Source organism: Metasolibacillus sp. FSL K6-0083 (genome assembly GCF_038630865.1).
Classification (GTDB): domain Bacteria; phylum Bacillota; class Bacilli; order Bacillales_A; family Planococcaceae; genus Metasolibacillus; species Metasolibacillus fluoroglycofenilyticus.
In genome coordinates this window covers 1,300,553-1,325,573 of record NZ_CP152046.1, presented here as the reverse complement: position 1 = coordinate 1,325,573, position 25,021 = coordinate 1,300,553, and the positions used below count along the sequence as shown (strand labels likewise).

General features: G+C 38.8%; 20 protein-coding genes and 1 pseudogene. 19 read left to right on the top strand and 2 right to left on the bottom strand.

What is annotated here, in order from left to right; translation table 11 throughout:
- Positions 1–414: 414 nt before the first annotated feature.
- The 11 genes from miaB (at position 415) to MHB51_RS06300 (ending at position 14,567) form a co-directional block, all read left to right on the top strand.
- Entirely contained in the window at positions 415–1,953 is a 1,539-nt protein-coding gene (gene miaB / locus MHB51_RS06350; protein WP_066170255.1) for a tRNA (N6-isopentenyl adenosine(37)-C2)-methylthiotransferase MiaB, read from the top strand.
- Positions 1,953–2,387, top strand: a complete 435-nt coding sequence (locus MHB51_RS06345) for a RicAFT regulatory complex protein RicA family protein (RefSeq protein ID WP_066170257.1) — start codon at positions 1,953–1,955, stop codon at positions 2,385–2,387. The genes miaB and MHB51_RS06345 overlap by 1 nt, the downstream gene beginning before the upstream one ends.
- A gap of 311 nt (positions 2,388–2,698) precedes the next feature.
- On the top strand, positions 2,699–4,876 hold the full coding sequence (locus tag MHB51_RS06340) for an EAL domain-containing protein (protein ID WP_066171246.1): 2,178 nt from the start codon (positions 2,699–2,701) through the stop codon (positions 4,874–4,876).
- Positions 4,877–5,239: 363 nt separating this feature from the next.
- Positions 5,240–6,661: an aspartate ammonia-lyase gene (gene aspA, locus MHB51_RS06335; protein WP_066171243.1), complete on the top strand. Its 1,422-nt coding sequence runs from the start codon at positions 5,240–5,242 to the stop codon at positions 6,659–6,661.
- Between the two features lie 97 nt (positions 6,662–6,758).
- On the top strand, positions 6,759–7,334 hold the full coding sequence (gene cotE, locus MHB51_RS06330; protein WP_066171240.1) for an outer spore coat protein CotE: 576 nt from the start codon (positions 6,759–6,761) through the stop codon (positions 7,332–7,334).
- Between the two features lie 270 nt (positions 7,335–7,604).
- Complete coding sequence (gene mutS / locus MHB51_RS06325; RefSeq protein ID WP_342559246.1) at positions 7,605–10,163, top strand: DNA mismatch repair protein MutS; 2,559 nt, start codon at positions 7,605–7,607, stop codon at positions 10,161–10,163.
- Positions 10,164–10,169: 6 nt separating this feature from the next.
- Positions 10,170–12,020 (top strand): DNA mismatch repair endonuclease MutL, encoded by a 1,851-nt coding sequence (gene mutL / locus MHB51_RS06320; protein WP_342472822.1) that lies wholly within the window; start codon positions 10,170–10,172, stop codon positions 12,018–12,020.
- A 21-nt stretch (positions 12,021–12,041) separates the two neighbouring features.
- Positions 12,042–12,959 (top strand): alpha/beta hydrolase, encoded by a 918-nt coding sequence (locus MHB51_RS06315; protein WP_342559245.1) that lies wholly within the window; start codon positions 12,042–12,044, stop codon positions 12,957–12,959.
- A complete protein-coding gene (miaA, locus tag MHB51_RS06310) occupies positions 12,940–13,854 on the top strand; it encodes a tRNA (adenosine(37)-N6)-dimethylallyltransferase MiaA (RefSeq protein ID WP_342559244.1) in 915 nt (304 codons plus the stop codon). Before MHB51_RS06315 ends, miaA begins: the two co-directional genes overlap by 20 nt.
- Positions 13,855–13,980: 126 nt before the next feature.
- The gene (hfq, locus tag MHB51_RS06305; RefSeq protein ID WP_066171225.1) at positions 13,981–14,208 is read left to right on the top strand and encodes an RNA chaperone Hfq; all 228 of its coding nucleotides are present in this window, start codon (positions 13,981–13,983) and stop codon (positions 14,206–14,208) included.
- Positions 14,209–14,264: 56 nt separating this feature from the next.
- A complete protein-coding gene (locus MHB51_RS06300; RefSeq protein ID WP_107942324.1) occupies positions 14,265–14,567 on the top strand; it encodes a rhodanese-like domain-containing protein in 303 nt (100 codons plus the stop codon).
- Between the two features lie 426 nt (positions 14,568–14,993).
- On the opposite strand, the gene MHB51_RS06295 is transcribed toward MHB51_RS06300, so the two are convergent.
- Positions 14,994–15,599 (bottom strand): trimeric intracellular cation channel family protein, encoded by a 606-nt coding sequence (locus MHB51_RS06295; RefSeq protein ID WP_066171219.1) that lies wholly within the window; start codon positions 15,597–15,599, stop codon positions 14,994–14,996.
- 160 nt (positions 15,600–15,759) lie between these two features.
- Between MHB51_RS06295 and MHB51_RS06290 the strand changes: the two genes are divergently transcribed.
- From MHB51_RS06290 to glnA, 3 genes are all read left to right on the top strand, one after another.
- The gene (locus MHB51_RS06290) at positions 15,760–17,004 is read left to right on the top strand and encodes a methionine gamma-lyase family protein (RefSeq protein WP_066171216.1); all 1,245 of its coding nucleotides are present in this window, start codon (positions 15,760–15,762) and stop codon (positions 17,002–17,004) included.
- A 181-nt stretch (positions 17,005–17,185) separates the two neighbouring features.
- Positions 17,186–17,560: a MerR family transcriptional regulator gene (locus tag MHB51_RS06285; RefSeq protein WP_107942326.1), complete on the top strand. Its 375-nt coding sequence runs from the start codon at positions 17,186–17,188 to the stop codon at positions 17,558–17,560.
- A gap of 33 nt (positions 17,561–17,593) precedes the next feature.
- Positions 17,594–18,928 carry a type I glutamate--ammonia ligase gene (gene glnA / locus MHB51_RS06280; protein WP_066171211.1) on the top strand — a complete coding sequence of 445 codons (1,335 nt, stop codon included), beginning with the start codon at positions 17,594–17,596 and terminating at the stop codon, positions 18,926–18,928.
- Between the two features lie 12 nt (positions 18,929–18,940).
- Here glnA and MHB51_RS06275 read toward each other — a convergent pair.
- A pseudogene (locus tag MHB51_RS06275) lies at positions 18,941–19,282 on the bottom strand (sulfite exporter TauE/SafE family protein); the annotation flags it as partial.
- A 473-nt stretch (positions 19,283–19,755) separates the two neighbouring features.
- Here MHB51_RS06275 and MHB51_RS06270 point away from each other — a divergent pair.
- The 5 genes from MHB51_RS06270 to MHB51_RS06250 all read left to right on the top strand — a co-directional run bounded on the left by MHB51_RS06270 (position 19,756) and on the right by MHB51_RS06250 (position 24,771).
- Positions 19,756–20,166 carry a helix-turn-helix transcriptional regulator gene (locus MHB51_RS06270; protein ID WP_342559243.1) on the top strand — a complete coding sequence of 137 codons (411 nt, stop codon included), beginning with the start codon at positions 19,756–19,758 and terminating at the stop codon, positions 20,164–20,166.
- Between the two features lie 12 nt (positions 20,167–20,178).
- Complete coding sequence (locus tag MHB51_RS06265; protein WP_342472814.1) at positions 20,179–20,886, top strand: DNA alkylation repair protein; 708 nt, start codon at positions 20,179–20,181, stop codon at positions 20,884–20,886.
- A gap of 91 nt (positions 20,887–20,977) precedes the next feature.
- Entirely contained in the window at positions 20,978–21,520 is a 543-nt protein-coding gene (locus MHB51_RS06260; RefSeq protein WP_342559242.1) for a 5'-3'-deoxyribonucleotidase, read from the top strand.
- 422 nt (positions 21,521–21,942) lie between these two features.
- On the top strand, positions 21,943–24,051 hold the full coding sequence (locus tag MHB51_RS06255) for a DUF2339 domain-containing protein (protein ID WP_342559241.1): 2,109 nt from the start codon (positions 21,943–21,945) through the stop codon (positions 24,049–24,051).
- Positions 24,052–24,162: 111 nt separating this feature from the next.
- Entirely contained in the window at positions 24,163–24,771 is a 609-nt protein-coding gene (locus MHB51_RS06250; protein ID WP_342559240.1) for a PD-(D/E)XK nuclease family transposase, read from the top strand.
- Positions 24,772–25,021: the final 250 nt, after the last annotated feature.

Sequence of the window (25,021 nt, the reverse complement as noted above, 5' to 3'; positions counted from 1 at the left end):
TGTGTAGCTTCCCTGTCAGTAATATGAACAAAGTCTGCAATTAAATTTTTATCTAATAGTGGCAAGTCCATTAAATAGCCACCGCCTTGGATTTTGTGATTTTGATTCGTTAATGGCCTGCCAGAATAAAACGCTGCGGAATCGGATTCTACTAAATAGCAACGAATATTTTAAAGTGAAAAGTGAAGATTCGATTATTTTTGTCGGAGCTAGCCAACATATATATAGGAATAATGGAAAAGACACTGTAAAATGCACTGTTTTAATACATTATGCGTAGTGTATAAACCAAAAAATTCACACAAAGTCCTTAACAATTGAAGCCTGAATAGTGTTCTTTCTTAGGAAATTCGTTATAATAGTGTAATGGATATTCGTATGCACGAAATCAATTGAAAGGAGTATATGGGCTCGATGAATGAGGAACAACGATTAGCAGGCAAACAAGTAAATCAACCAAAGCCAGCTGCTGAAAAGGATTATAGCAAATATTTTGAAAAAGTATTCACAGCTCCTTCTTTAAAAGATGCGAAAAAGCGTGGTAAAGAAGAGATAAAATATCATAAGGATTTTACGATTGACGAGCAGTTTTTAAATATGGGTCATGGGCGCAAATTTTATATTCGCACATATGGCTGTCAAATGAACGAGCACGATACAGAAGTAATGGCAGGTATTTTCATGCAACTTGGCTACGAGCCGACAGAGAACATTGAAGAAGCTGATGTCGTATTATTAAACACTTGTGCGATTCGTGAAAATGCAGAAAATAAAGTGTTTGGTGAGCTTGGCTTCTTAATGAAATACAAGCGCCGCAATCCAGAAATGCTAATCGGCGTGTGTGGCTGTATGTCACAGGAGGAATCGGTCGTTAATAAGATTTTAACGACGTATCAACATGTGGATATGGTATTCGGTACGCATAATATCCATCGACTACCAAACATTTTAACAGAAGCGTATATGTCGAAGGAAATGGTCATTGAAGTTTGGTCAAAGGAAGGCGATGTAATCGAAAACTTACCGAAGCAGCGTCTTGGTTCGATTAAAGCATGGGTTAATATTATGTATGGCTGTGATAAATTTTGTACGTACTGTATTGTACCATACACACGTGGGAAAGAGCGCTCTCGTCGACCAGAAGAAATTATTGCAGAAGTGCGTGAATTAGCAGCAAGTGGCTATAAAGAAATTATGCTACTAGGTCAAAATGTCAATGCCTACGGTAAAGATTTCACAGATATTGACTACCGTCTAGGTGATTTGATGGACGAGCTGCGGAAAATTGATATTCCACGCATTCGCTTTACGACAAGCCATCCACGTGATTTCGATGATTATTTAATCGAAGTTTTAGCGAAAGGTGGCAATTTAGTAGAACATATTCACTTACCTGTACAATCAGGTTCGAATGAAATTTTGAAAATTATGGCACGCAAATATACACGAGAGCATTTCCTTGATTTAGTGCGTAAAATTAAAGAAGCGATGCCAGATGTTGCTTTATCCACAGATATTATTGTTGGCTATCCGAATGAAACGGAGGAGCAGTTCCAAGAGACGCTAGACTTATATCGCGAAGTAGGCTTTGAAATGGCCTACACGTATATTTATTCGCCACGTGAAGGAACACCTGCTGCGAAAATGGTTGACAATGTACCTATGGAAGTAAAAAAACAACGTTTGCAGCGTTTAAATGCAGTTGTTGAAGAGTTTTCGAGTGCAGCATTGCAAAAGCTTGAAGGTGAATTTGTTGAGGTGCTTGTAGAAGGTAGCAGTAAAAAACGCGATGATGTGTTAGCTGGTTATACACGTAAAAATAAACTTGTAAACTTTGAAGGTCCTATGGATTTAGTAGGGCAGTTAGTAAAAGTGAAAATTATGGAAGCAAAAAGCTATTCATTACGCGGAGAGTTTGTAGAAATTGTAAAACGACATGAGGTGCATAGTTAATGACAACATATTATACAAAAGATGAAATCGTCGCAAAGGCAAAAGAGATTGCCAATATGATTGCCAATACAGAGGAAGTAGAGTTTTTCAAAAAAGCAGAGGCACAAATCAATGAAAACCAATTTGTGCGAGAAAAAATCGCTTCATTAAAAACATTACAAAAGCAAGCTGTAAATTTCCAACATTTAGGTAAAGAAAAGGCGCTAAATATGATTGAAGGTAAAATTGAGGGCATTGAGCAGGAAATCGACGAAATCCCTGTAGTGCAACAATTTAAGCAGTCACAAATGGATGTAAATGATTTGCTGCAATTAGTTTCCAATGCTATTGCCAATGAGGTAACAAACGAAATTATTGCCTCAACAGGCGGCGATTTACTGCGCGGTGAAACAGGCTCAAAGGTTGAAAATAGCGTGCCGGGTAGTTGCTCATAATAATATAGTATATGTGTAAAGGGATACGAGAAAGGCAGAGGAAAATCTGTTTTTATCGTATCCCTTTGTTTTTATTCATAAATTGTCATCAATAATGCAGGATAGTACATAATTAATTTCAAATGGTTTGTCGAACAGAGTGGAACATGTTATAAATAAGTAAAATGGACTAATGAAATTTGTGGAAGTCTGATACATTTATCTTGATTCAGCGAAAAATGGATGCTCGCTGGGAAGCTTTTCGAGCTCGGAAAAAATCTAATCATAATTATGTAGAGGCATAATTGATTAAACGAAAAGAAGGGTAGCCAATGTATATAAATAACAATAACACAGTTGATAGAGGACAATTGTATTTTGGGTTATGCCAAGTAGCAAAGCAATTTGAATCAGGATTAGTTATTTTAGATGCACAGCAGCAACATCGGATTATATTTGCCAATAATATTTTTGTGAGTATGACTGAATATAGTCATGATGAGCTCATTGGCTCTACATTAACAATACTGAAAGGTCCATTAACAGATGCAAACAGTGAGGCACTTATTTTAGAAAGTCTCCAACTAGGTTTATCGTTGAAATTATCAATATTCCATTATCGCAAGGATCAAACGGCCTTTTGGAATGAATTATCCATTCTCCCTATAAGAGATAATGAAAGTGTTGTACAATTTTACATAGTTGCTACTAGAGATATTACAGATTCTATTAATGTAGAGGCTTTAATTGCTGTTGAGCGTGAGGCTTATTCAGAGCTAGAGCAGGGGGCGAATATTGCAGAGGTTTTTGAGCATCTTTGCCGACATATTTCTACAACATTACAAAAGAAAAGTTATACATGTATATTTTTAATTGAGGATAACCGTTTGAACTTAGTGGCTACAAATACATTGCCGAAAAAAATAAGGAAAATTTTTAATTCGGTCGATCAAATGAATTTAGACTATAGTCATTTTCTGCAAAATATTATGACAGAGCGTTATGTTATTCAAGATTTAACGAAGCAATCAGGTGACTGGGTAAATATATTACGACAAAATGGGGTAGAAGCAATTTGGCATCAGGCAATCAAAACGCCTGAAGGAGAGCTTGCAGGCATATTCTCGTTATTTTTTATCGAGCCTATAAAGTTTCCGCGTCCAAATGAGCTTAAATTTTTAGATAGAGTGGCACCAATTGTTACACTTGCATTGAAATATTTCAATCAAAAAAAGGAAATTTTACAGCTAGCCTATTATGATGAAAAGACAGGATTACCAAATTTTACACTGTTCCAAAACGAGTTGAATCAATTTTATCATGAAGACTACAATGGGGTTATTTGTATCATCGAGCCGGGGGAGTATCAGAGAGTTGTAGATTTATACGGAAGACAAGGGGGCGATGCGCTATTATTGCAACTGGCGCAACGAGCAATGCTAATACCCGCATTTGAAAATGCACTCATTGCCCGATACACGAACTCTTCCGTTATTTTAGCAAGCAAATATGCAATCGATGATGAGCTAGACAAGCTTTTACAGGAAATCATTGTGGAGCCTTTTACAATTGAAGGGAAAAGCGTTTATATTACATTGAAAATTGGCACATCCAACTATGGTAAAACTATTTTAAGCACCGAGGCGGTAAAGCACGCGGATACGGCCTTATCTGTTGCTTTAAAAAGTGCAGGTACAACGATGAAAGTGTATGATGAATCTCGCGTGCAAACGCTACAACTTGAAATGGACGTTCTTTCATCTTTTTCATATGCATTAAAAAATCAAGAATTTATGCCTGTACTTCAGCCAAAGATAAATATTCAAACAGGGCAAATTGAAGGCTTTGAAGCATTAGCTCGATGGTTTTCAGAAAGCCTTGGCTTTGTATCGCCTGCAATATTTATTCCTGTTGCAGAAAACACCGGTAATATTCATAAAGTCGACCGCCTAATTTTAAGAAGGATTTTAGCTTGGCAAAAAGCGAGACAAGATGCAGGTAAAAAAATGTATCAAATTGCAGTTAATATATCACCAAGCCATTTTTATGATCCGTATTTTGTAGAAAACATGAAGCAACTTATTACTGAATATGGCGTCGAGCCACGCTACATTAAATTTGAAATTACCGAAAGTGTAGAGCTTGAAAATATGATGCGGGCGAAGAAGATTATTAACGAGCTGAAATCTTTTGGTATTGCGATGTCAATTGATGATTTTGGTGTAGGCTATTCATCTTTAGGCTATTTAAAAGAACTGCCATTTGATGAAATAAAAATCGATAAAAGCTTTATCGATCATTTATCAGATGAAAGAATGAATGCAGTTGTGCGTACAATCATTCAATTATCAGCAAATTTATATATGAAATCTGTTGCTGAAGGGATTGAAACAGAGGAGCAACATTTAGAGCTACAAAAAATAGGTTGCCAAGTAGGACAAGGCTATTATTACTACAAGCCGATGACTTTAGCAGAGGTAGAGCAACTGCTAGATTCACAGGAAAACTAAGAGAAGAGGTGTCTGAAGGGCGTGCGAATGCATTGCTTTTCAGGCAATTTTTTTGAAAAGACTCATCTTTGAAATTTTGCGAACACTGATTTAAAACGACAATTTCAGTTGTGGCTGCCTATAAGGTCACTGGTTTTGAAGGAGGACCAGTGTAATGCAGGTTAGTAGGGCGTGACGGTTCCACCGAACAGCTCAAAAAAATCTAGACGCAATTATACCTCGGTGTAATTGTTAATGCGTACAAAAAATTACGAATTAAAGCGAAATACTGTTTACAACGTAATAAAAATTGGCTACTATCATGTTAAATAGATATCAAAATTAGATGAAACAGATATCGAAATTAGATAAAGGGGATACTTTATGGAACAGCAAATGCGTGTAGAGAAAGATTTTCTAGGAGAACGTGAATTACCGAGAGATGCGTACTATGGCATCCAAACATTACGTGCAACCGAAAACTTTCCTATTACAGGTTTATCACTACATACTTCGTTAATTCGTGCAATGGGGATTGTCAAAAAAGCAGCAGCTTTAGGTAATATGGAAGTTGAATTATTACCAAAGGAACTAGGTGTAGCCATCGTTGTGGCTGCAGATGAGGTTATCGAAGGAAAATGGGATAAGCAATTTATTGTAGACCCAATTCAAGGTGGAGCCGGAACGTCGATTAATATGAATGCCAACGAAGTAATTGCGAACCGTGCATTGGAGATTTTAGGTAAGGAAAAAGGCGATTATGCAACGATTAGTCCGAACAGCCATGTCAATATGTCACAATCGACAAATGATGCCTTCCCAACAGCCATTCATATCGCAATTTTAAGCTTAATTGAAGAATTACTTGCAACAATGCAGCATATGCAAAATACATTTGAAATGAAGGCTGAGCAATTCGCACATGTCATTAAAATGGGACGTACACATTTACAAGACGCCGTTCCAATCCGACTTGGACAAGAGTTTGAAGCATATAGCCGTGTGATTAGCCGCGATATTAAACGTATTGCTGCAACACGTGAGCATTTATATGAAGTGAATATGGGAGCAACAGCAGTAGGAACAGGCTTAAATGCTGTGCCTAATTACATTTTAGCTGTAGACCGCCATCTGGCAGAGCTTTCTAGCTTCCCATTAACAGGTGCAACACATTTAGTTGATGCAACACAAAATACAGATGCGTATACAGAAGTATCAAGCGCATTAAAAATTTGTATGGTTAATATGTCGAAAATCTCAAATGATTTACGTTTAATGGCTTCTGGACCACGTGCAGGGCTTGGCGAAATCTTTTTGCCAGCACGCCAGCCAGGCTCTTCGATTATGCCGGGTAAAGTGAATCCAGTTATGCCAGAAGTATTAAACCAAGTAGCTTTCCAAGTCATTGGTAACGACCATACAATTTCAATGGCTTCAGAAGCTGGACAATTAGAATTAAACGTAATGGAGCCAGTATTAGTATTCAATTTAATCCAATCATTAAGCATTATGAATAATGTATTCGAAGCATTCACGGAGCATTGCTTAAAAGATATTAAAGCCAATGAAGAGCGCATGAAAGAATATGTAGAAAAAAGCGTCGGTATTTTAACAGCGGTGAATCCACATATCGGTTATGAAACAGCAGCCCGCCTAGCGAATGAAGCAATTTTAACAGGGCGTTCTATTCGCGAGCTATGTATTGAAGCAGGTGTATTAACGGCTGAGCAACTCGACCTTATTTTAGACCCGTATGAAATGACACATCCAGGTATAGCGGGCTCAAGTATTTTGAAACATCGCTAAAGAGAATTTTCAAAATGAACATTTCCCCCCTTCCTAGCACCATTTAGGCGAGTGCCGCATAAACTATGGCGAGCCACATAGGAAGGGGGATTTTTCGTTGAAACGATTACGTCAAATTGTGACAAAGGCTGTTGTAGCGAAGGGAAAGAAGCGTACTGAGAGTGTTGAAACGCTATGTCCGCCAAATGTTCCAACGAGTATTTTAGGATGCTGGGTAATCAATCACCATTACCAAGCGAAAAAGAATGGAAATTTTGTTGAGGTGTCAGGGAAATTTGATATTAATGTATGGTATGCTTACAATCAACATTCGAAAACGGCTGTTTACACAGAAACAATAACATATCGTGACCGCATTAAATTACATTATCGCGATGAAAAGGTGCAGGACACGAATGATGTTCATACACATGTGTTACAGCAACCAAACTGTGTTGAGGCAATTATTGTAAGTGGTGATAAGTTCCAAGTAACAATTGAACGGGAGTTTTTAGTCGAGCTAATTGGTGAAACGACTGTCTGCATCCATGTTCATCCATTAGAGTTTGAGGATGAATGGGAGATTGCAGAATCATCCTCCTCTAGCTCATCCTCCTCAAGTTCATCATCATTGCTAGGAAGCTCAAGCTCCTCACACATCCGTCACATAAAAGAATCATCATCTTTCCAATAAACGAAGTAGGGAGGCTGTTTGAAAAGTAGGCGAATATGCCACTTTTCAAACAGCCATTGTTTGTTTTTTGAAGCATTTAGTTGTGGAAAATCGCAGATAAGTCATGAAAATTTGCAAAAACCATATAAAAACCCCTTCCCTCTATACTCCAACCTCAACAGATAATCGTGCATTTTTCTTCTTAATAAAGGGGTGAGCATGCACAACAGATGTTTTTTTTATATAATAGAAGTAATGACTATAGAAATTGATTAAAAGAGGGTTTTTTACATGACTACATACACGCCGATGATGCAACAATATTTAATGATAAAAGAAGATTATAAGGACGCGTTTTTATTTTTTCGCTTAGGCGATTTTTATGAGCTGTTTTTTGAGGATGCAGAGAAGGCATCACAATTATTGGAAATTACGTTGACGAGCCGTGATGCGGGGAGTAAGGAGCGAATTCCAATGTGTGGTGTGCCCCATCATTCTGCTAAAAACTATATTGAAACACTTGTTTCAAAAGGTTATAAAGTAGCGATTTGTGAACAGACAGAAGACCCCAAAGTAGCTAAAGGTGTCGTGAAGCGAGAGGTTGTCCAGCTTATTACACCGGGGACAATTACAGAGGGAAAAACGATTGATGGTAAAACGAATCATTTTATTGCGGCAGCAGAATATATAACGGAGCAGCAAATTGCCTTTGCGACATTAGATATTTCAACAGGTGAGTCGACAGCGACAGTTATTGAAGGCGATATTAAAGCATTATTTCAGCAACTGCAATCCTACGCGATTCGTGAATTAATTGTCGGAGAGGCTTTGAATTTAGAGGCTGCTGAAATGGCGCAAACTTTAAATATTGTGCTATCCGTTGAGCATGAGGAAATGCAACAGGCGGAGCAATTTACCGCAGGTTTACCGCAAAATGTGAAGCCTATTGCCAGCAAGCTTTTACGCTATATTGAACGCACACAAATGCGTTCGCTTACACATATTCAATCATTCCAATTTACTGAAATGAATCATTATTTATCGATTGATGCGAATTCAAAGCGTAATTTAGAGCTTATGCAATCAATCCGTGGGGGCGACCAAAAGGGTACACTTTTATGGTTGCTTGATGAAACTGTCACTGCGATGGGGGGGCGGAAATTAAAGCAATGGCTGCATCAGCCCCTTGTTCAGCGGGCTAAAATTGAGAAGCGTTTAACAATTGTAGAGCATTTATTAGAAGATTTTTTCATCCGTGAGGAGCTGCGGGAGCGTTTAAAGCTAGTGTATGATTTAGAGCGTTTAGCGGGGCGCGTCGCATTTGGTAATGTTGGTGGACGAGATTTAGCACAGCTACGTGAATCATTGCGCCAAGTACCCGCCATTCGTGAACAGCTATTGGTAAGTACAAAGGAGCCGTTACGTCAGCTAGGTGAAGCGCTTGATTTATGCGAGGAAGTGGAGCAGTTACTAGGAGAAGCGATTACTGACCATCCACCGATTGCCATTAAAGAGGGGGATGTTATTCGGGATGGCTACAATGAAAAGCTAGATGAGTTGCGCTATGCTTCACGCAATGGCAAGGATTGGATTGCTCAGCTTGAGCAAAAGGAACGTGAGCTAACAGGGATTAAAAACTTAAAAATCGGCTATAACCGCATTTTTGGCTATTATATTGAAATTACGAAATCGAATTACAGCAATGTTGATTTAACGCGCTATGAGCGCAAGCAAACATTAGCGAATGCAGAGCGTTATATTACGCAGGAGCTGAAAGAAAAAGAGGCTTTGATTTTAAATGCTGAAGAGCAAAGCTTGGCGCTCGAATATGATTTATTCGTTGCATTGCGCGACGAATTAAAGGCATATATTCCACGTGTACAAGCACTGGCGGCTGAAATAAGTGAATTAGATGTATTTATCAGCTTCGCCCTTATTTCTGAAAAATACCATTTTACTCGTCCGACATTCCATGACGGGCGCGCATTGACAATTAAAGAGGGACGTCATCCGGTTGTTGAAAAAATGTTGAATAAGCAATTATACGTGCCGAATGATTGTGTATTGCCAGATGCACGAAATATGATGCTTATTACAGGGCCGAATATGTCTGGTAAAAGTACGTATATGAGGCAAGTTGCCATAACCGTTATTTTGGCGCAAATGGGCTGTTACGTACCAGCAAAAGAGGCACATTTACCGATTACTGACCAAATTTTCACGCGTATCGGTGCAGCGGATGATTTAGCAGCAGGACAATCGACCTTTATGGTAGAAATGCTGGAATCTCAATATGCCATTACCCATGCAACAAAAAATAGCTTGCTATTATTTGATGAGATAGGGCGTGGGACATCAACATATGATGGTATGAGCTTAGCACAGGCAATGATGGAATATATTCATCGGGAAATCGGCGCAAATACACTATTCTCGACACATTATCATGAATTAACAGAGCTCGAGCGTGACTTAGAGCGTCTACAAAATGTCCATGTAAGTGCGACGGAGCGCGATGGTAAAGTGGTCTTTTTGCATAAAGTTAAAGAAGGAGCGGCAGATAAAAGTTATGGTGTGCATGTCGCAGAATTAGCAGAAATGCCTAAGCCTATTATTGAACGCGCAAGAGTGCTACTAACACAATTTGAGGCACAGGAAATAAACGCGGTGAAGGAGGAAGTTGCTACGCCACCAGTAGTAGCAGAGCAGTTATCGCTTTTCATAGAGCAGCAGGAAGAACAGGAAGTGCTAGAAACGTTAGCTAAAGTAAATATAATGGGGACAACCCCGCTACAAGCAATGACATTATTGCATGAATTACAACAAAAATTATTGAATAAGCAGAGGTGAGCGCGAATGGGGAAAATCCATATTATGGATGAATGGCTGTCCAATAAAATTGCGGCGGGGGAAGTAGTAGAGCGTCCTGCATCTGTTGTCAAAGAGCTTGTAGAAAATGCGATTGATGCGGGTGCAACAACGATTGAAGTGTTTTTAGAGGAGGCTGGATTAACGTCAATCCAAGTCGTCGATAATGGCAGTGGGATGAATGAGGAGGACGCGTTGAAATCCTTCCAGCGACATGCTACCTCAAAAATCGAAAAGGAGCAGGATTTATTCCGCATTCGCACACTTGGTTTCCGTGGTGAGGCATTGGCCTCTATTTCATCTGTTTGCAAAATGACGATGAACACATCTGACGGTCAGAACGGGGCACAATTATATATTGAAGGTGGACATATTAAAAGTCAGCAGCCTGCGGCATTACGACAAGGAACTGATATTACAGTAGCGCAATTATTTTACAATACACCAGCACGATTAAAATATTTAAAAACTGTGCAAACGGAGCTTGGTCATTCGCTTGATTTGTTAAATCGCTTGGCCTTAGGTAATCCACATATCGCCTTTAAGCTTGTGCATAATGGACAAGTACAGCTACAAACAAATGGACGAGGGCATGTTCAACAGGTGTTAGCGGCAATTTACGGGGCGCATAATGCGAAGAAAATGTTTGCGTTCAAAGGAGAAACAAATGATTATAAAATTTATGGCTTTGCTACATTGCCAGAGCTGACACGCGCTTCGAAAAACTATATTTCAGTATTTGTAAACGGGCGCTGGGTTAAGCATTATTTAGTACAGAAGGCAGTCGTTGATGCATTTCACACGTATTTACCTATCGAACGCTACCCGATTGCAGTATTATTCATTGAAGGTGATCCGCAGCTAACAGATGTCAATGTTCACCCAGCAAAGCATCAAATTCGTTTAAGTAAGGAAGCTGAGCTTTTACAATTAGTGGAGCAAACAATCCGTGAAGCAGTGCGTGAGGTTGTTCGTGTTCCGTTGGCAACAAAGCCGAAAAAACTTGAAAAATTACCTAGTGAGCAGTTGAATATGTGGAAGCCAGCTCCGTCATTTAATGAAGAAAAGATGGCGGCAATTGTAGGTCAATTAAATGACAATAGATTGGAGCAGGCTCCATTAAAAGGCGAACCTATTCAATTGAAGGAAAGTCAGGAGCCCTTAACAATAGAGCCAGTTATAGAGGAGCATATAACAGAGTTAACGATTGAAGAGCCTGTAGTGGAGCTGCAGCTACCTAAAGAGGAAAAGACACCGTTTCCGCAGCTTGATGTTATCGGGCAAATCCATGGCACATATATTGTTGCACAAATGGAGGACGGCTTTTATTTAATTGACCAGCATGCTGCTCAAGAGCGAATAAAATATGAATATTATCGAGAGAAAGTAGGCGAGGTCAATGCTAATGAGCGTCAAGCACTACTTCTACCATTAACCTTTCATTATTCAGCGGATGAGGCGCTACGTTTAATGGAGCATCAGCAAGGCTTACAGGAAATCGGTATTTATTTAGAGCCGTTTGGGCAAAATTCCTTCGTAGTGCGTGAGCATCCGACTTGGTTCCCTCAAGGCTTTGAGCAAGAAATTATCGAGGAATTAATCGAGCAAGTGCTTACGACACGTAAGGCAGATATTAAAAAATTGCGTGAGGAAGCAGCCATTATGATGAGCTGCAAAAAGTCGATTAAAGCAAACTATTATTTAACAAATGAACAGATGGTCCAGCTGTTGCATGATTTAAGAGAGGCGGAAAATCCATTTACATGCCCACATGGACGTCCTGTCTTAATTCACTTTTCGACATATGAGCTAGAAAAAATGTTCAAGCGTGTAATGTAATAATTAACAAGGGGGAATTTTATGGAACAGCAACAGCGATTTTTAACGATGCGAGATGGGCAACAAATTTTCGTTCGTACATTTGAGCCAGAGCATGTCATTGGACATGTCCATATTTTACATGGGATGGGTGAACATTCAGGACGCTATGAGGAGTTTGCCAAGATGCTTTGTACAGAAGGTTATTATGTGTCAATGCATGACCACAGGGGGCATGGACACACGGCACAAGGTACTTACGGGCATTTTGCGGATGAACGTGGCTTTCACCATGTTGTTGTAGATGTACTAGAGGTGCTACTAATCTTACGCAAAACAGTTACAGCGCCACTTACGCTATTTGGACATAGCATGGGCTCGTTTATTGCACGCCGTTTTATTCAGCTATATAGCGACCAAATTACGGCTTGTATTATTTGTGGAACAGGTGTTACATCAGCAACACATTTAGCAGGCAATCAGCTTGCTAACACGCTAGCGAAGGCACAAGGAAAGCAAATAGCTAGCCCTTTAATGAATAGCCTTAGCTTTGGTAGCTTTAATAAAGCATTTTCGGATACGACAACGGAGTTCGACTGGCTTTCTCGTGACATAGACGAAGTGCAAAAATATATCGAGGATGAAATGTGTGGCTTTATCCCATCACATCAATTTTATGCTGATTTAACAGAAGGTCTATTACTTATTCATCGCAAAGATGAGATGGCACGCACACGTACAGATTTACCTGTGCTATTTATTAGCGGCAGCGATGACCCAGTTGGTAATTTCGGTAAAGGTGTATTCAAAGTTGCTAAAAGAATGGTAGAGGTCGGAATGGAAAATGTAACGGTGCACCTATTCGAAGAAATGCGTCATGAAATTTTAAATGAAAAAAATAAACAGCATGTACACGATGTTGTTTTACGGTGGTTAAAAAATGTTGAAAACAAACTATGATGTTGTCGCAATTATTGGTCCGACAGCATCGGGCAAGACAGCATTAAGTATTCGATTAGCTAAGTTAATAGATGGAGAAATTATTAATGGTGACTCCATGCAAGTTTATAAAGGGCTAGATATAGGAACAGCTAAAATTACAGCGGCTGAAATGGAGGGAATCCCCCATCATTTACTCGATATAAAGGAGCCGACAGATCGTTTTTCAGTTGCGGAATATCAGCAGCTCGTGCGCGCTAAAATTGCAGAAATTGCAACGCGCGGCAAAGTGCCAATTATTGTAGGTGGGACAGGCTTATATGTGCAATCTGTGCTCTATGATTTTCAATTTATAAAAGAGGAAGTAAATGAAGAGGCTCGCACCTCCTACTACAAGGAACTAGAAAAAAACGGCCCTGATGCGATGCATGCCAAGCTAGCAGCCTTAGATGCAGAAACAGCCAGTATGATTCATCCGAACAATACAAGAAGGGTCATTAGGGCATTAGAAATGCTAGAGCTAAGTGGTACATCAAAGGCGGCTGAGGAGCATAACAGGGGGCATATCCCATTATACAATCATTTAATTATCGGTTTAGATATGGAGCGTGAAAAATTGTATGAGCGTATTAATTTGCGCGTCGATTTGATGATTCAACAAGGCTTAGAGCAAGAGGTCAGAGGTTTATATGACGCGGGTATTCGTGACGTGCAGGCGATGAAAGCAATCGGTTACAAGGAGCTATGTGCTTATTTTGACGGGCTCCTTTCATATGAGGACGCAGTGCAGCAAATTAAACAAAATTCGCGCCGCTATGCTAAACGTCAGCTCACGTATTTCCGCAATAAGATGGAAGTTCATTGGATTGGTACGGACTGGGAGCAAGTCAAAGCATATTTTACTGAAGGTTTTTGAAAAAATAGAAGGGAATTTAGAAGATATACCGAATACTTATTAATGGTTATAAAATAACTTGGTATTGGTCAAAGCTATGTTAAGATAAAAGCAAATACCATATAAATGACAAGGGCGGGTGCTTACGTGAAACCAATTAATTTGCAAGATACGTTTTTAAACCAACTACGCAAAAATAATATATTTGTAACGGTCTTTTTATTAAACGGCTTTCAACTCAAAGGTTTAATAAAATCATATGATAATTTTACCGTATTGTTAGAAGTAGAAGGTAAGCAGCATTTGATTTATAAACATGCGATTTCCACATTTGCTCCAGCAAGTACTGTAGATATTACGAAAGAAGATGCATAATTCGATATTAATCATATATAATAGCGAATGAATGGATAAATCGGAGGTTTACTGCAATGAAAACAATGACAACAGAAGAACTAATTAATTTATTAGATGCAAACGAAGATTTACACATCCTTGATGTACGTGAAGACTTTGAAGTGGCAGAAGGTGTAATCCCTGGTGCAGTGCATATTCCACTTGGGGAAATTCCAAACAGCCTAGAGCAGCTTGACCAATCAGTACAATACATCGTTGTATGTAAAGGCGGTGTGCGCAGTGCAAATGCCTGTGAATACTTAGCAGAGCAGGGCTACGACGTAACAAATCTAGAGGGCGGCATGTTAGCCTATGATGGAGAATTAGAATTTAACTAAGTAGAGGCGTCCAAAAGGCCGTGCAGTTGCCGGCTTTTTGGACGCTTTTGGTGTTATTTTGGTAAAATGTTTGCCGATTAAAATAGAGAAGGCTTTCTTTGAAAAGGAGGAGGCTGTCTGAAAAGTATATTTTGCTTTGACGACGCATTGAAATAAAAGTTTTCATCTCTTCTCTTTTATCTGGCGAGAGCACTGAAAAACTATAGGAAAAGTATTTTTCGCAATATAAATCCTTTCTTTCCATCGAATTTAGCTACAAAAAAATCGATTTGTAACACGTTTGTAGGAAATTGATTTTTTCAGTGTCATTTTTTCATCATTCATTATAAATGAAATTGATAGCTCAAAAGTGGAAACCGCAAATACCTCAGCGAAAATCACAGATGACCTCGCAGAAACCGTAAATAAAGACTCTCGGATGTCTATTTATTTCACTGATAATTTTTTACGTGGTAAGCGCCAGCCGCGTAAATAAGATAAAATCCGCAAAGCAGTAACTGCTGCGAACATTACATATAAAAACAAATCGCCTGTAAAAATTTGAAGCCCAATAATTAAGCCAGCACTAGCTGCCCACATCGCGTAAATTTCATCGCGCAATACGGTTGGTTTACGACGTGCGAGCAAATCTCGCACGATGCCACCACCAGAACCAGTTAGCACCGCGGCAACAATAACTGCGCTAAGAGGGAGCTCTAATTTAACTGCAAACATCGCCCCTTGTACTGCAAAAGCAGCGAGACCAATCGCATCAGATAAATTGCCCCAGCGATTCCAATGTTTCATAAATCGATAGGGCACTAAGAAAAACAATGTAATTGCTGCAAGCGCAATTTGAAACATCATTTCTTGACTCCATAAAGTAGTTACCGGTAAGCCAATTAATAAATTGCGGATAGCTCCACCGCCGAATGCCGTTACAACGCCGAGTAAATAAACCCCGAACAAATCATACTCCTCTTCCATTGCAACAATGGCGCCAGACAATGCAAAGGCGATTGTCCCGATAATACTAAAAACTTCCCAAGCCATTTTCAAACTCCTTTAAACGTATGTAATAAATATTTTAGTTAGCAAAATCGAGCATAACAATTAATGAAACAATAGTAAAGGGTAAATAGTTGACGTGATAAATATAGTTGATAAGATGGGAGAGGACTAAAAACTATCAATGAAAAATAAGGAGATACCTATGTTTACGTCAAATTTAACAGAACAAACATTAACGCTTGCTGCGCAAATTGAAAATAAAGTAGCAGCATTTCATAAACACGCAGACGAAAATGCTTTTTTTAATCAACAAAAGGTATTAGCGGCCTTTAAAGAAAATCAAGTATCTGATTATCATTTACAGCCCTCAAACGGTTACGGCTATGATGATGAAGGGCGTGATAATTTAGAGCGTGTATATGCTCAAGTATTCGGAGCAGAGGCGGCGATTGTACGACCGCAAATTATTTCAGGGACTCATGCCATTACACTTAGCTTATTCGGCGTTTTGCGTCCGGGTGACGAACTTCTGTATATTACAGGTAAGCCGTATGACACGCTTCAATCCATTGTTGATGGTGGCGATAAGGATACGGGCTCATTGAAGGATTTTGGCATTAAATATAGTCATATTGATTTAATTGATAATAAAGATATTGATTGGCATGGTGTGCGCCAAGCAGTAAATGAAAAAACAAAAATGATTGCGATTCAGCGTTCAAAGGGATATGCAAGCCGTCCATCGTTCACAGTTGCTGAAATTGGCGCAATGGTGGAGCAAATTCGTCTAGTTGCACCTCATGCAGTCATTTTTGTAGATAATTGCTATGGGGAATTTGTTGAACAGCTTGAACCGACAGAGGTTGGTGTTGATTTAATGGCGGGTTCCTTAATAAAAAATCCTGGTGCTGGGCTTGCGAAAATTGGTGGTTACATTGCAGGGCGTGCTGACTTAGTAGAAAAATGCGCGTATCGCATGACATCTCCGGGTATCGGTGCAGAGGCGGGTGCAACACTAAATACGTTAGCAGACTTTTACCAAGGCTTTTTCCTAGCGCCACATACTGTTGCCCAAGCATTAAAAGGAGCCATTTTCACTTCCGCTATGCTAGAGGAAATCGGCATGACAACATCGCCGCATTATAGCGAACCACGTACAGATTTAATTCAATCTGTTTCATTCCAAACAGCCGAACAAATGGTGGCATTTTGTCGTGAAATTCAAGCGGCATCCCCAATTAATGCCCACTTTGCTCCAGAGCCGGCTTATATGCCGGGCTATGAGGATGATGTAATTATGGCAGCAGGGACGTTTGTTCAAGGTTCGAGTATTGAATTAACGGCGGATGGTCCGATTCGTCCACCATTTACAGCCTTTGTGCAAGGCGGTTTAACATATGAGCACGTGAAATATGCGATATGCAGTGCTGTTCAAAAATTAGTATAAGCAAGAAAGAGGCGTCTGAAAAAACATTTCGAGCCAAGGTTCGTTACAATACCGCATAAAACTGCCCGAAAAAGTATTGTTTTCGGGCAGTTTTTTTAGAAAAAAACCATGTGAGGTTTCCTTACATGAGCGTTGACATGAAAAAAAGGGAGGCGTATTATAAAAAACGGAGGTGAATTAAATGGGTAGTGAAATTCGACGAACTATGCCAGTGTTACCAATTAGCATTGTGATGCAGCTAACCGACTTAACAGCGCGCCAAATCCGCTATTATGAAGAGCACAATTTAATTCAACCACATCGCACAGAGGGAAATAGACGAATGTTTTCATTAAATGATGTTGATGTATTGTTAGAAATAAAAGAATTGCTTGAGCGAGGCACGAATATGGCAGGTATAAAAAAAGTATTCGAGAGAAAAAACCAGCTTACTTTAGAGCAAAAGGAAATTTCAGATCGTGAATTACGCCGTATTATGCGAGAGGAGATGCTCCAAGCACGTAGCATGCAAAAAACATCTATTCGTCAAGGGAATTTTTCGCGTTTTTATCAATAGGTGGGGATAAACTAATTTAGGAGAGTGGTACATTTGGGTAAGTACACAAAAGAAGACATTAAAAAACTGGTACATGAGCAAGAAGTAAAATTTATAAGATTACAGTTCACTGATATTTTAGGAACAATTAAAAATGTTGAAATTCCAGTTAGTCAATTAGATAAGGCGTTAGACAATAAGATGATGTTTGATGGCTCTTCAATAGAAGGCTTCGTGCGCATCGAGGAGTCAGATATGTATTTATTCCCTGACTATGATTCGTTTATGATTTTCCCATGGACTGCTGAAAAAGGGAAAGTAGCACGCTTTATTTGTGATATCGCAAACCCAGATGGTACACCTTTTGCTGGCGACCCACGCTCAAATTTAAAACGTGTATTAAAAGAAATGGAAGAAATGGGCTTCACTAATTTTAACTTAGGACCAGAGCCAGAGTTTTTCTTATTTAAGCTTGATCAAAGAGGCGAGCCTACTTTAGAGGTAAATGACCATGGAGGTTATTTTGATTTAGCACCAACCGATTTAGGTGAAAATTGTCGTCGTGACATTGTGCTTGAACTTGAGGGAATGGGCTTTGAAGTTGAAGCATCCCACCACGAAGTAGCACCGGGCCAGCATGAAATCGATTTTAAATATGCTGATGCTATAAAAGCATGTGATAATATCCAAACGTTTAAATTAGTAGTTAAAACCATTGCCCGAAAGCATGGCTTACATGCAACGTTTATGCCAAAGCCACTATTTGGTGAAGCGGGTTCAGGCATGCACTTTAATGTTTCTTTATTTAAAGGAAATGAGAATGCCTTTTATGATGAAGCGACGACGCTTGGCTTATCCGAAACAGCGATGCAATTTATGGCAGGTGTGTTAGAGCATGTACAAGGCTTCACAGCGATAACAAATCCAACTGTTAACTCTTATAAACGTCTAGTACCAGGCTATGAAGCCCCTTGCTATGTTGCATGGTCAGCGCAAAACCGTTCACCATTAATTCGTATTCCATCATCACGTGGCATTTCAACACGTATAGAAGTACGTTCTGTCGACCCATCAGCGAATCCATACTTAGCAATGGCTGTTATTTTAGAAGCTGGTTTAGAAGGCATCCGTAAAAAAATGACACCACCAGCAGCGGTGAATCGCAATATTTATGTGATGACGGAGGAAGAGCGCCAAGCAAATGGCATTGTAAACCTACCCGCTGCATTAGACGATGCACTCACATTACTAGCAAAAGATGCGGTTGTACAAAAAGCATTAGGCGAGCATATTTATGCAAACTTCAAAGAAGCGAAAGAAATCGAATTTGAAATGTATCGCTCCACTGTGCACCAATGGGAGCTAGACCATTATTTGAAGTCTTATTAAATATAATTATGACTGTAGGGAAATAGATGCAATCCCTACAGTTTTTATATTTTAGCTAATTCAAACTATTGAGGTACTGTCAATCGTAATAAAAAATAAAATACCAAAAGGTACACCAACCATACTTCCAATAACAAGTCTTTTTAAAATATCAAAATCAACATTTTCCCTTATTTTCCATATTAAAGAAATTGAAATAAATAGAGATATGATGATGTTTATTTGTATTGCTTCTTGTGGAAGAAATAACATCAATAAAAAAGGTGTTGCCATGATAGAAAATCCAAACCCAGTGCTTGTTTGTAAAATAGAAGCTACTAATATAATACATACAAAAAATATGATTGTTTCCAAATTGTCCTCCTTATGAAGCTATTGCATTCATTCGCTGTACCCTATATTGTCCTTTTGTCAAATCATCTATAACGGATTTAATTTATCCAAACACCCACTGAATCATAGGAACTCAGTCCAAAAATATCGCATGCTAAGATAACGACTGAGTGACCAACATTGTGTGGGCATAAGGCTTCACGGGTTTTGAAGAAATTACTCGCGCTTGCTCAAAAATTTAAAGCGGTGTTAGCCTTAGTGTAATTGAAGGCGACATTTCTTCATTGGTGGGAAATGAAAATGATAAACTATTTAATATATACGTTTATCCCGCATTAACGAGCAGTAAGACGCCCGCTTCAAGACTTGAGTGAACATTCCCACTGATTGAAGTTTCACTTAATCTATAATTTATTGTACAATGAAAGGGTACTTAAGTAAAGAGAGTTAGTTCTCGTTTGTTGTCATTTTGTTAGGAAGGGGTGTAATAAAACTTGGACGTTAACTTTCAAGGCGTTGGTAAAAGAATTATAGCAAAACTCCGAGAGAGAAATTTAAAGCAAGTAGATGTTGCAAGGGCAACTGGTATTTCCAAAAATGCAATTAGCAATTATATTAGCGGCAATCGAATTCCTGATACAGAGGCAATCTATAAGCTAGCTAGCTTTTTCTCCGTGTCGATTGAATGGTTGTTAGTAGGAAAAGAATATTACCCGACTAAATCAGAAAATTTAATAGGTGCAGAAGATACCGCACAATTTGACGTAATCAATGTGGAAGATAAGGCAATGATTCAAAAGCTACTTTTGTTAAACGAAAGACAAAAAGGGAGGTTGGAAGAGCGGATTGATATGCTACTTTTGGAGGCAATGGGCGATAAAAATCCAACAATAGAGGACAATTAAGGAGGCAATTTGATGGATTATCAAGCAGTGATGCAGGAACTAGAGGCATTAGGAAAAGAGCGTACGAAAAAAATTTATTGCTCGAATGGTGCAACTGAGCCTGTTTTTGGCGTGGCGACTGGTGCAATGAAGCCAATGGCGAAAAAAATTAAAACGAATCAAGAACTTGCAGAGCAGTTATATGCGACAGGCAATTATGATGCGATGTATTTTGCAGGTGTGATTGCAGAGCCAAATACGATGACTGAGGCTGATTATGACCGTTGGATTGAGAAGGCCTATTTTTACATGCTGTCTGATTATGTTGTCGCTGTCACATTAGCGGAGGCCACTATTGCACAGCAAGTAGCAGATAAATGGATTGCAAGTGATGAGGAGCTGAAAATGTCCGCGGGCTATAGCTGTTATTGCTGGCTACTTGGCAATCGTAAGGATGAGGAATTTTCGAAAAGTAAGCTTTTAACGATGTTAGAAGTGGTAAAGGAGACGATTCATCATGCACCAGAGCGAGCAAAATCTGCCATGAATAATTTTGTAACAACTGTCGGCGTGTCTTTTAAGCCGTTGCACGAGGAGGCACTTGCTATTGCAAAACAAATTGGTGTTGTTGAGATGAAGAGGGACAATAAAAAAAGCAGTATGTTAAACGCGTTACAAAACATTGAAAAAGAGATAGAGAAAGACCGCATTGGTTTTAAACGTAAATATGTAAGGTGTTGACTTTGTAAAATTTGTTAAGTTCCTTGGATGCGCTTGTTTCTAGTTCACAAGTTGATTACACTAAAGTTAGGAACTAGAGGGAGGGCATATAATGAGAAAAAGTATCGCGATTGATATGGATCAAGTGTTAGCAAATTTTTATAAAAAACTGTGTAAAACAGTGAATGAAAATTTCAATACAAATTATACAGATGAAGAATTTATTGCAGGGACACGACGTGACTTACCTGAAGAACAGACTAGAAAGTTATATGAGTGCATGAATGAGCCACATTTCTTTGGCGACTTAGAAGTGCTGGATACAGATGCTATTGAAGTTGTACAAAAATTGCAGGAGGATTACGATATTTTTATTGCGACAGCAGCAATGGAAGTACCGGGCTCCTTTAATGCAAAATATGAATGGCTAGAGCGTCATTTCCCATTTATAAATAAGCAAAACATCGTATTTTGTGGGACAAAGGCAGTTATTCATACAGATTATTTAATTGACGATAGCCCTTATCAGCTAGAGGCATTTAAAGGAACAGGCATTTTATATTCAATGCCATACAATCTGTCAACAGAAGGCTTTATTCGCGTAAATAATTGGAAAGAGATTGAGGCATATTTCCAAGAACAATTAGTAAAATAGAGAAGAAAAGGTTGTCTGAAAGTGGGCTAGTGCGCCGCTTCCAGGCAATTTTTTTAATTAATTATACCTCGGTGTAATTGATAAAGGTGGCAAGCGGGGCTGTCCGAAAAGTACATTTTGTTTTGCCACCGCATTGAAATCAATGTTTTCATCGCTTCACTTTTACTGAAAGCTAACACTGCTAAAGCCAATGTTCATCCCATTTTTAAAAGAGGCGCTTTCTGTTTATATGAATCAACATTTTGTGAAACATCATTGCTACTGTCCAAAATGCCGGCTATGCACGGCTTTTTGGACAGCCTTATCCTGAAAATCAATACTTTATACCTAATTAAAGCAAGGCAAAATGATTGTAATACCAGATGTCACCATTCTGTACGACTATGCTAAAATAGAAAAAAGGCAAAAGGTAGGTGGGATGGATGGAGCGAGAGTGGCAAGAAAGGGTGGAAAAGCTAGAGCGGGAAGTACAGCAATTAACAAAGGAACTAGCTGAGCTAAAGCAGCAAAATAGACAGCAGCCGAAGGAGCAGCCTTCTGCAATACGCCAGCTAGTGCCACAGTTTGAACGCAATGCTGTAGAGAAGCCAGCGCCTGAAATGATTAGTGGGCTAGAAACAAAGGCTGTGCAGGAAAAACAGGCGGTGACACCGAAGCCGAAACGTTCCTTTGAGGAAAGAATAACGACTATTTTACCGAAAGTTTTTATGATTATTTTAGTGCTTGGTATATTATGGGGATTAAAATTAGCGAGTGATTTTGGACTTTTATCGGACACTTTGAAAGTATTTGCAGCATATATCGTGTCAATTGCAATTGGCATTTATGCATGGCGCTCTGAAAAGAACAAAGTAACACTTAGCCCAATGCTTGTCGCATTATATGGTGGCTCCTTTATAATCGGGATTTTAGCGACGGCAGCAGGTGCTATTTTATACGAAATATTTACTTTAACATTTGCACTTATTATTGCTGTACTATACGTTGCATACGGTATTGTAATTAGCTATGTGAAAGGAAGCGAGGCATTATCAAGCTTCGTTGTATTCACATCTTTATTATTACCATATTTATTGGAGTTTATGGATTTTAGTAAGCTATTTATTTTAATTTATGTTGTCCTTATTTTTATGGCAATGCAGCTTGTTATAATGAAGCATAATCAACATATTGCCCTCTATATCGGGATGTTTTTCTCATTGCTTGCAATACAAATTATTTGGTTTACACAATTCAAGCAAACGCCGTATTTCGCAATGAGCTATATCGTTGTATTGGCGCTATTTTTAAAGAGCTGGTGGCAGTTATTTAAACGAAGCGAGAAGTGGAAGCTCCTGCAGCAAGGTGCGTTGTTTAGTATAAGTAGCTTTACCCTATTACTACTTAACCTCATTATTTTTGATGAGCCGTATCAAATTATTTATTTATTCATTGTGTTTGCCCTCTATGCTTTTATGGCTTTTGTCGTATACAAAAATAGTGAGCGTCAAGTTTTCGATATTAGCGCGACTATCGCAATGCTATTAACATTTAACATCGTACTTACATTCGATTTCGCAGCTGGCTATAGCAGGGTAGCTCTTGTTTTATCTGCTGTGGCAGGCATAATGCTAGCGATTCGCTTGCGTGCGCCATTAATGAAAGTTACCTATACTGCATTGCTATTTCTGATGGCTTTTGCGTTATACTTCACAACTGATGTTCGACCTTTTTGGCATGTAGAAAATATCGCATTGCTTGTTTTAATTATCAGCATTGTTTCAGCTTATATTTATGCGAAAATGCCGAAGGAAGAGCCAACGCACTTTGAACAATTGATAGAAAAATATTATATAATTGATAGCATTGCAGCAGCTATTGTACTGTTTTTAATGCTTTATATGACGAAACTGGACTATGCTTATATTTCAACAGCACAGTACATTCCGTATATCGTCTTTAGTGTAACTGCTATTTCTATGCTTATAGCTTTCATTGTGAATCACCGCTGGATAGGCAATTTCGTACCAATTATTTTAATTGTTTGCTATTTAACGCAAGGCATTACATTGCTATCAACAGGGCTTGTAGATGATACGCATGTTTTCTTGCAGCTTGTAACGCGCGGCATCTTTATTTTAACACTGCTCGCACTACTTGCAGATTTATATGAAGAAGGACGCATTTATCAAAAATGGCAAAAGTTCATTGAAAAATATATTGAAATATACATGATTTCTGGTATTTTCATCATCACACTTTATTTCATCAACCTTATTTCTTATTTAGAAATGATTGATGTATTCACGTGGGGTATTGCAATTATGCTAAAAACACTAACACTCTTCACTATCGCAAGCCTCACAATCATTATTGGCCGAAGGAAACAATGGAAAAAGGTTGCGGCAGCAGGCTTCATCCTATTGCTCATTGCGATATTAAAGCTTATTTTCTTCGACTTAGCAACATTAAATCTACTAATTCGTGCAATTCTCTTTATCGTCGTTGGTGCAGCAGGAATGCTGTTGTCGGGGAGATTGTTGAGGAAATAGACATGGGGAAAAGTCCATTTTATTTTGACGCCGCATTGAAATAAAGGCTTTCATCGCTCCATTTTTATTGAAAGTAAACACTCTTTTGTCAAACGTTACACGCTGTCCAATATGCAGGCTGTGTATGGCTTTTTGGACAGCTCCTTGTTAACGGATGTCATGGAATTTCATTTTATCGAGATACCCAAACTGCTGAGAGACTGGAAAGAGCAAAAACTTGACCCATGGAATGATGTACTAGCAAGATGGTTACTTCTATTAGGGGTAGTCAATCATCGGAAAGAGAAGGAAATATATGAGGACATTTATAAAGAGCTGGAGGTGATTGCAATGAGAGATGAGCAATTATTTGATGCACTAACTCAGTGGAGAGAACTAAGCTTAACAGATGCGCAATACCATGCCTACGAGGGACGCTTAAAACATATTTTAGATGAGGAAGCTGCAATAGAAGAGGCGAAAATGCGCGAACAAGAGGCGATGGAAAAAGGTATTGAAATAGGTAGAGAAGAAGGTATGGAAATAGGCAAAGAAGAAGGAGCGACAAATGCCCTCTTTGAGACAGCGCTACAGCTACTTCAAAATCGTTTTGCAGCAATCCCAACTGAAGTAGTGGAGAGTATTGGACGGATGAATGCTGAAAATTTGCAGCTATTGATTATAAATAGTACTACATTTACTAGTATTGAGGATGTGGAGCGGTATCTTCAATCGTTGTGAAGCACCTTATTTGAGCGAAATGATTGTGGTAATTATGTGCTATGTTAGCCTAGTGGGGAAAACTTCGTTTAACGAATCGGCGATACTTTGTTTATAAAGGGAACATAAAACTAATTTTAGATGAAGGTGCCATCATTGCTAAAGTTATGCGGATGAGAGGGAAGGGCAATAGGTACAAATTCAAAAATATCTACTATTGCACGACATAAACAGTAAATAGCCAGTTTTCAGAAGATTTCTTTTCAGAAAG

What these genes read in the sequence shown, in the direction of transcription:
- MHB51_RS06250 (WP_342559240.1), top strand. Translation starts at nt 24,163, where the DNA reads ATGCAGGCTGTGTATGGCTTTTTGGACAGCTCCTTGTTAACGGATGTC.
- MHB51_RS06260 (WP_342559242.1), top strand. Translation starts at nt 20,978, where the DNA reads ATGAGAAAAAGTATCGCGATTGATATGGATCAAGTGTTAGCAAATTTT.
- MHB51_RS06340 (WP_066171246.1), top strand. Translation starts at nt 2,699, where the DNA reads ATGTATATAAATAACAATAACACAGTTGATAGAGGACAATTGTATTTT.
- miaA (WP_342559244.1), top strand. Translation starts at nt 12,940, where the DNA reads ATGTTGAAAACAAACTATGATGTTGTCGCAATTATTGGTCCGACAGCA.
- mutS (WP_342559246.1), top strand. Translation starts at nt 7,605, where the DNA reads ATGACTACATACACGCCGATGATGCAACAATATTTAATGATAAAAGAA.
- aspA (WP_066171243.1), top strand. Translation starts at nt 5,240, where the DNA reads ATGGAACAGCAAATGCGTGTAGAGAAAGATTTTCTAGGAGAACGTGAA.
- MHB51_RS06300 (WP_107942324.1), top strand. Translation starts at nt 14,265, where the DNA reads ATGAAAACAATGACAACAGAAGAACTAATTAATTTATTAGATGCAAAC.
- miaB (WP_066170255.1), top strand. Translation starts at nt 415, where the DNA reads ATGAATGAGGAACAACGATTAGCAGGCAAACAAGTAAATCAACCAAAG.
- MHB51_RS06265 (WP_342472814.1), top strand. Translation starts at nt 20,179, where the DNA reads ATGGATTATCAAGCAGTGATGCAGGAACTAGAGGCATTAGGAAAAGAG.
- mutL (WP_342472822.1), top strand. Translation starts at nt 10,170, where the DNA reads ATGGGGAAAATCCATATTATGGATGAATGGCTGTCCAATAAAATTGCG.
- MHB51_RS06345 (WP_066170257.1), top strand. Translation starts at nt 1,953, where the DNA reads ATGACAACATATTATACAAAAGATGAAATCGTCGCAAAGGCAAAAGAG.
- MHB51_RS06255 (WP_342559241.1), top strand. Translation starts at nt 21,943, where the DNA reads ATGGAGCGAGAGTGGCAAGAAAGGGTGGAAAAGCTAGAGCGGGAAGTA.
- MHB51_RS06290 (WP_066171216.1), top strand. Translation starts at nt 15,760, where the DNA reads ATGTTTACGTCAAATTTAACAGAACAAACATTAACGCTTGCTGCGCAA.
- MHB51_RS06295 (WP_066171219.1), bottom strand. Translation starts at nt 15,599, where the DNA reads ATGGCTTGGGAAGTTTTTAGTATTATCGGGACAATCGCCTTTGCATTG.
- MHB51_RS06285 (WP_107942326.1), top strand. Translation starts at nt 17,186, where the DNA reads ATGGGTAGTGAAATTCGACGAACTATGCCAGTGTTACCAATTAGCATT.
- MHB51_RS06315 (WP_342559245.1), top strand. Translation starts at nt 12,042, where the DNA reads ATGGAACAGCAACAGCGATTTTTAACGATGCGAGATGGGCAACAAATT.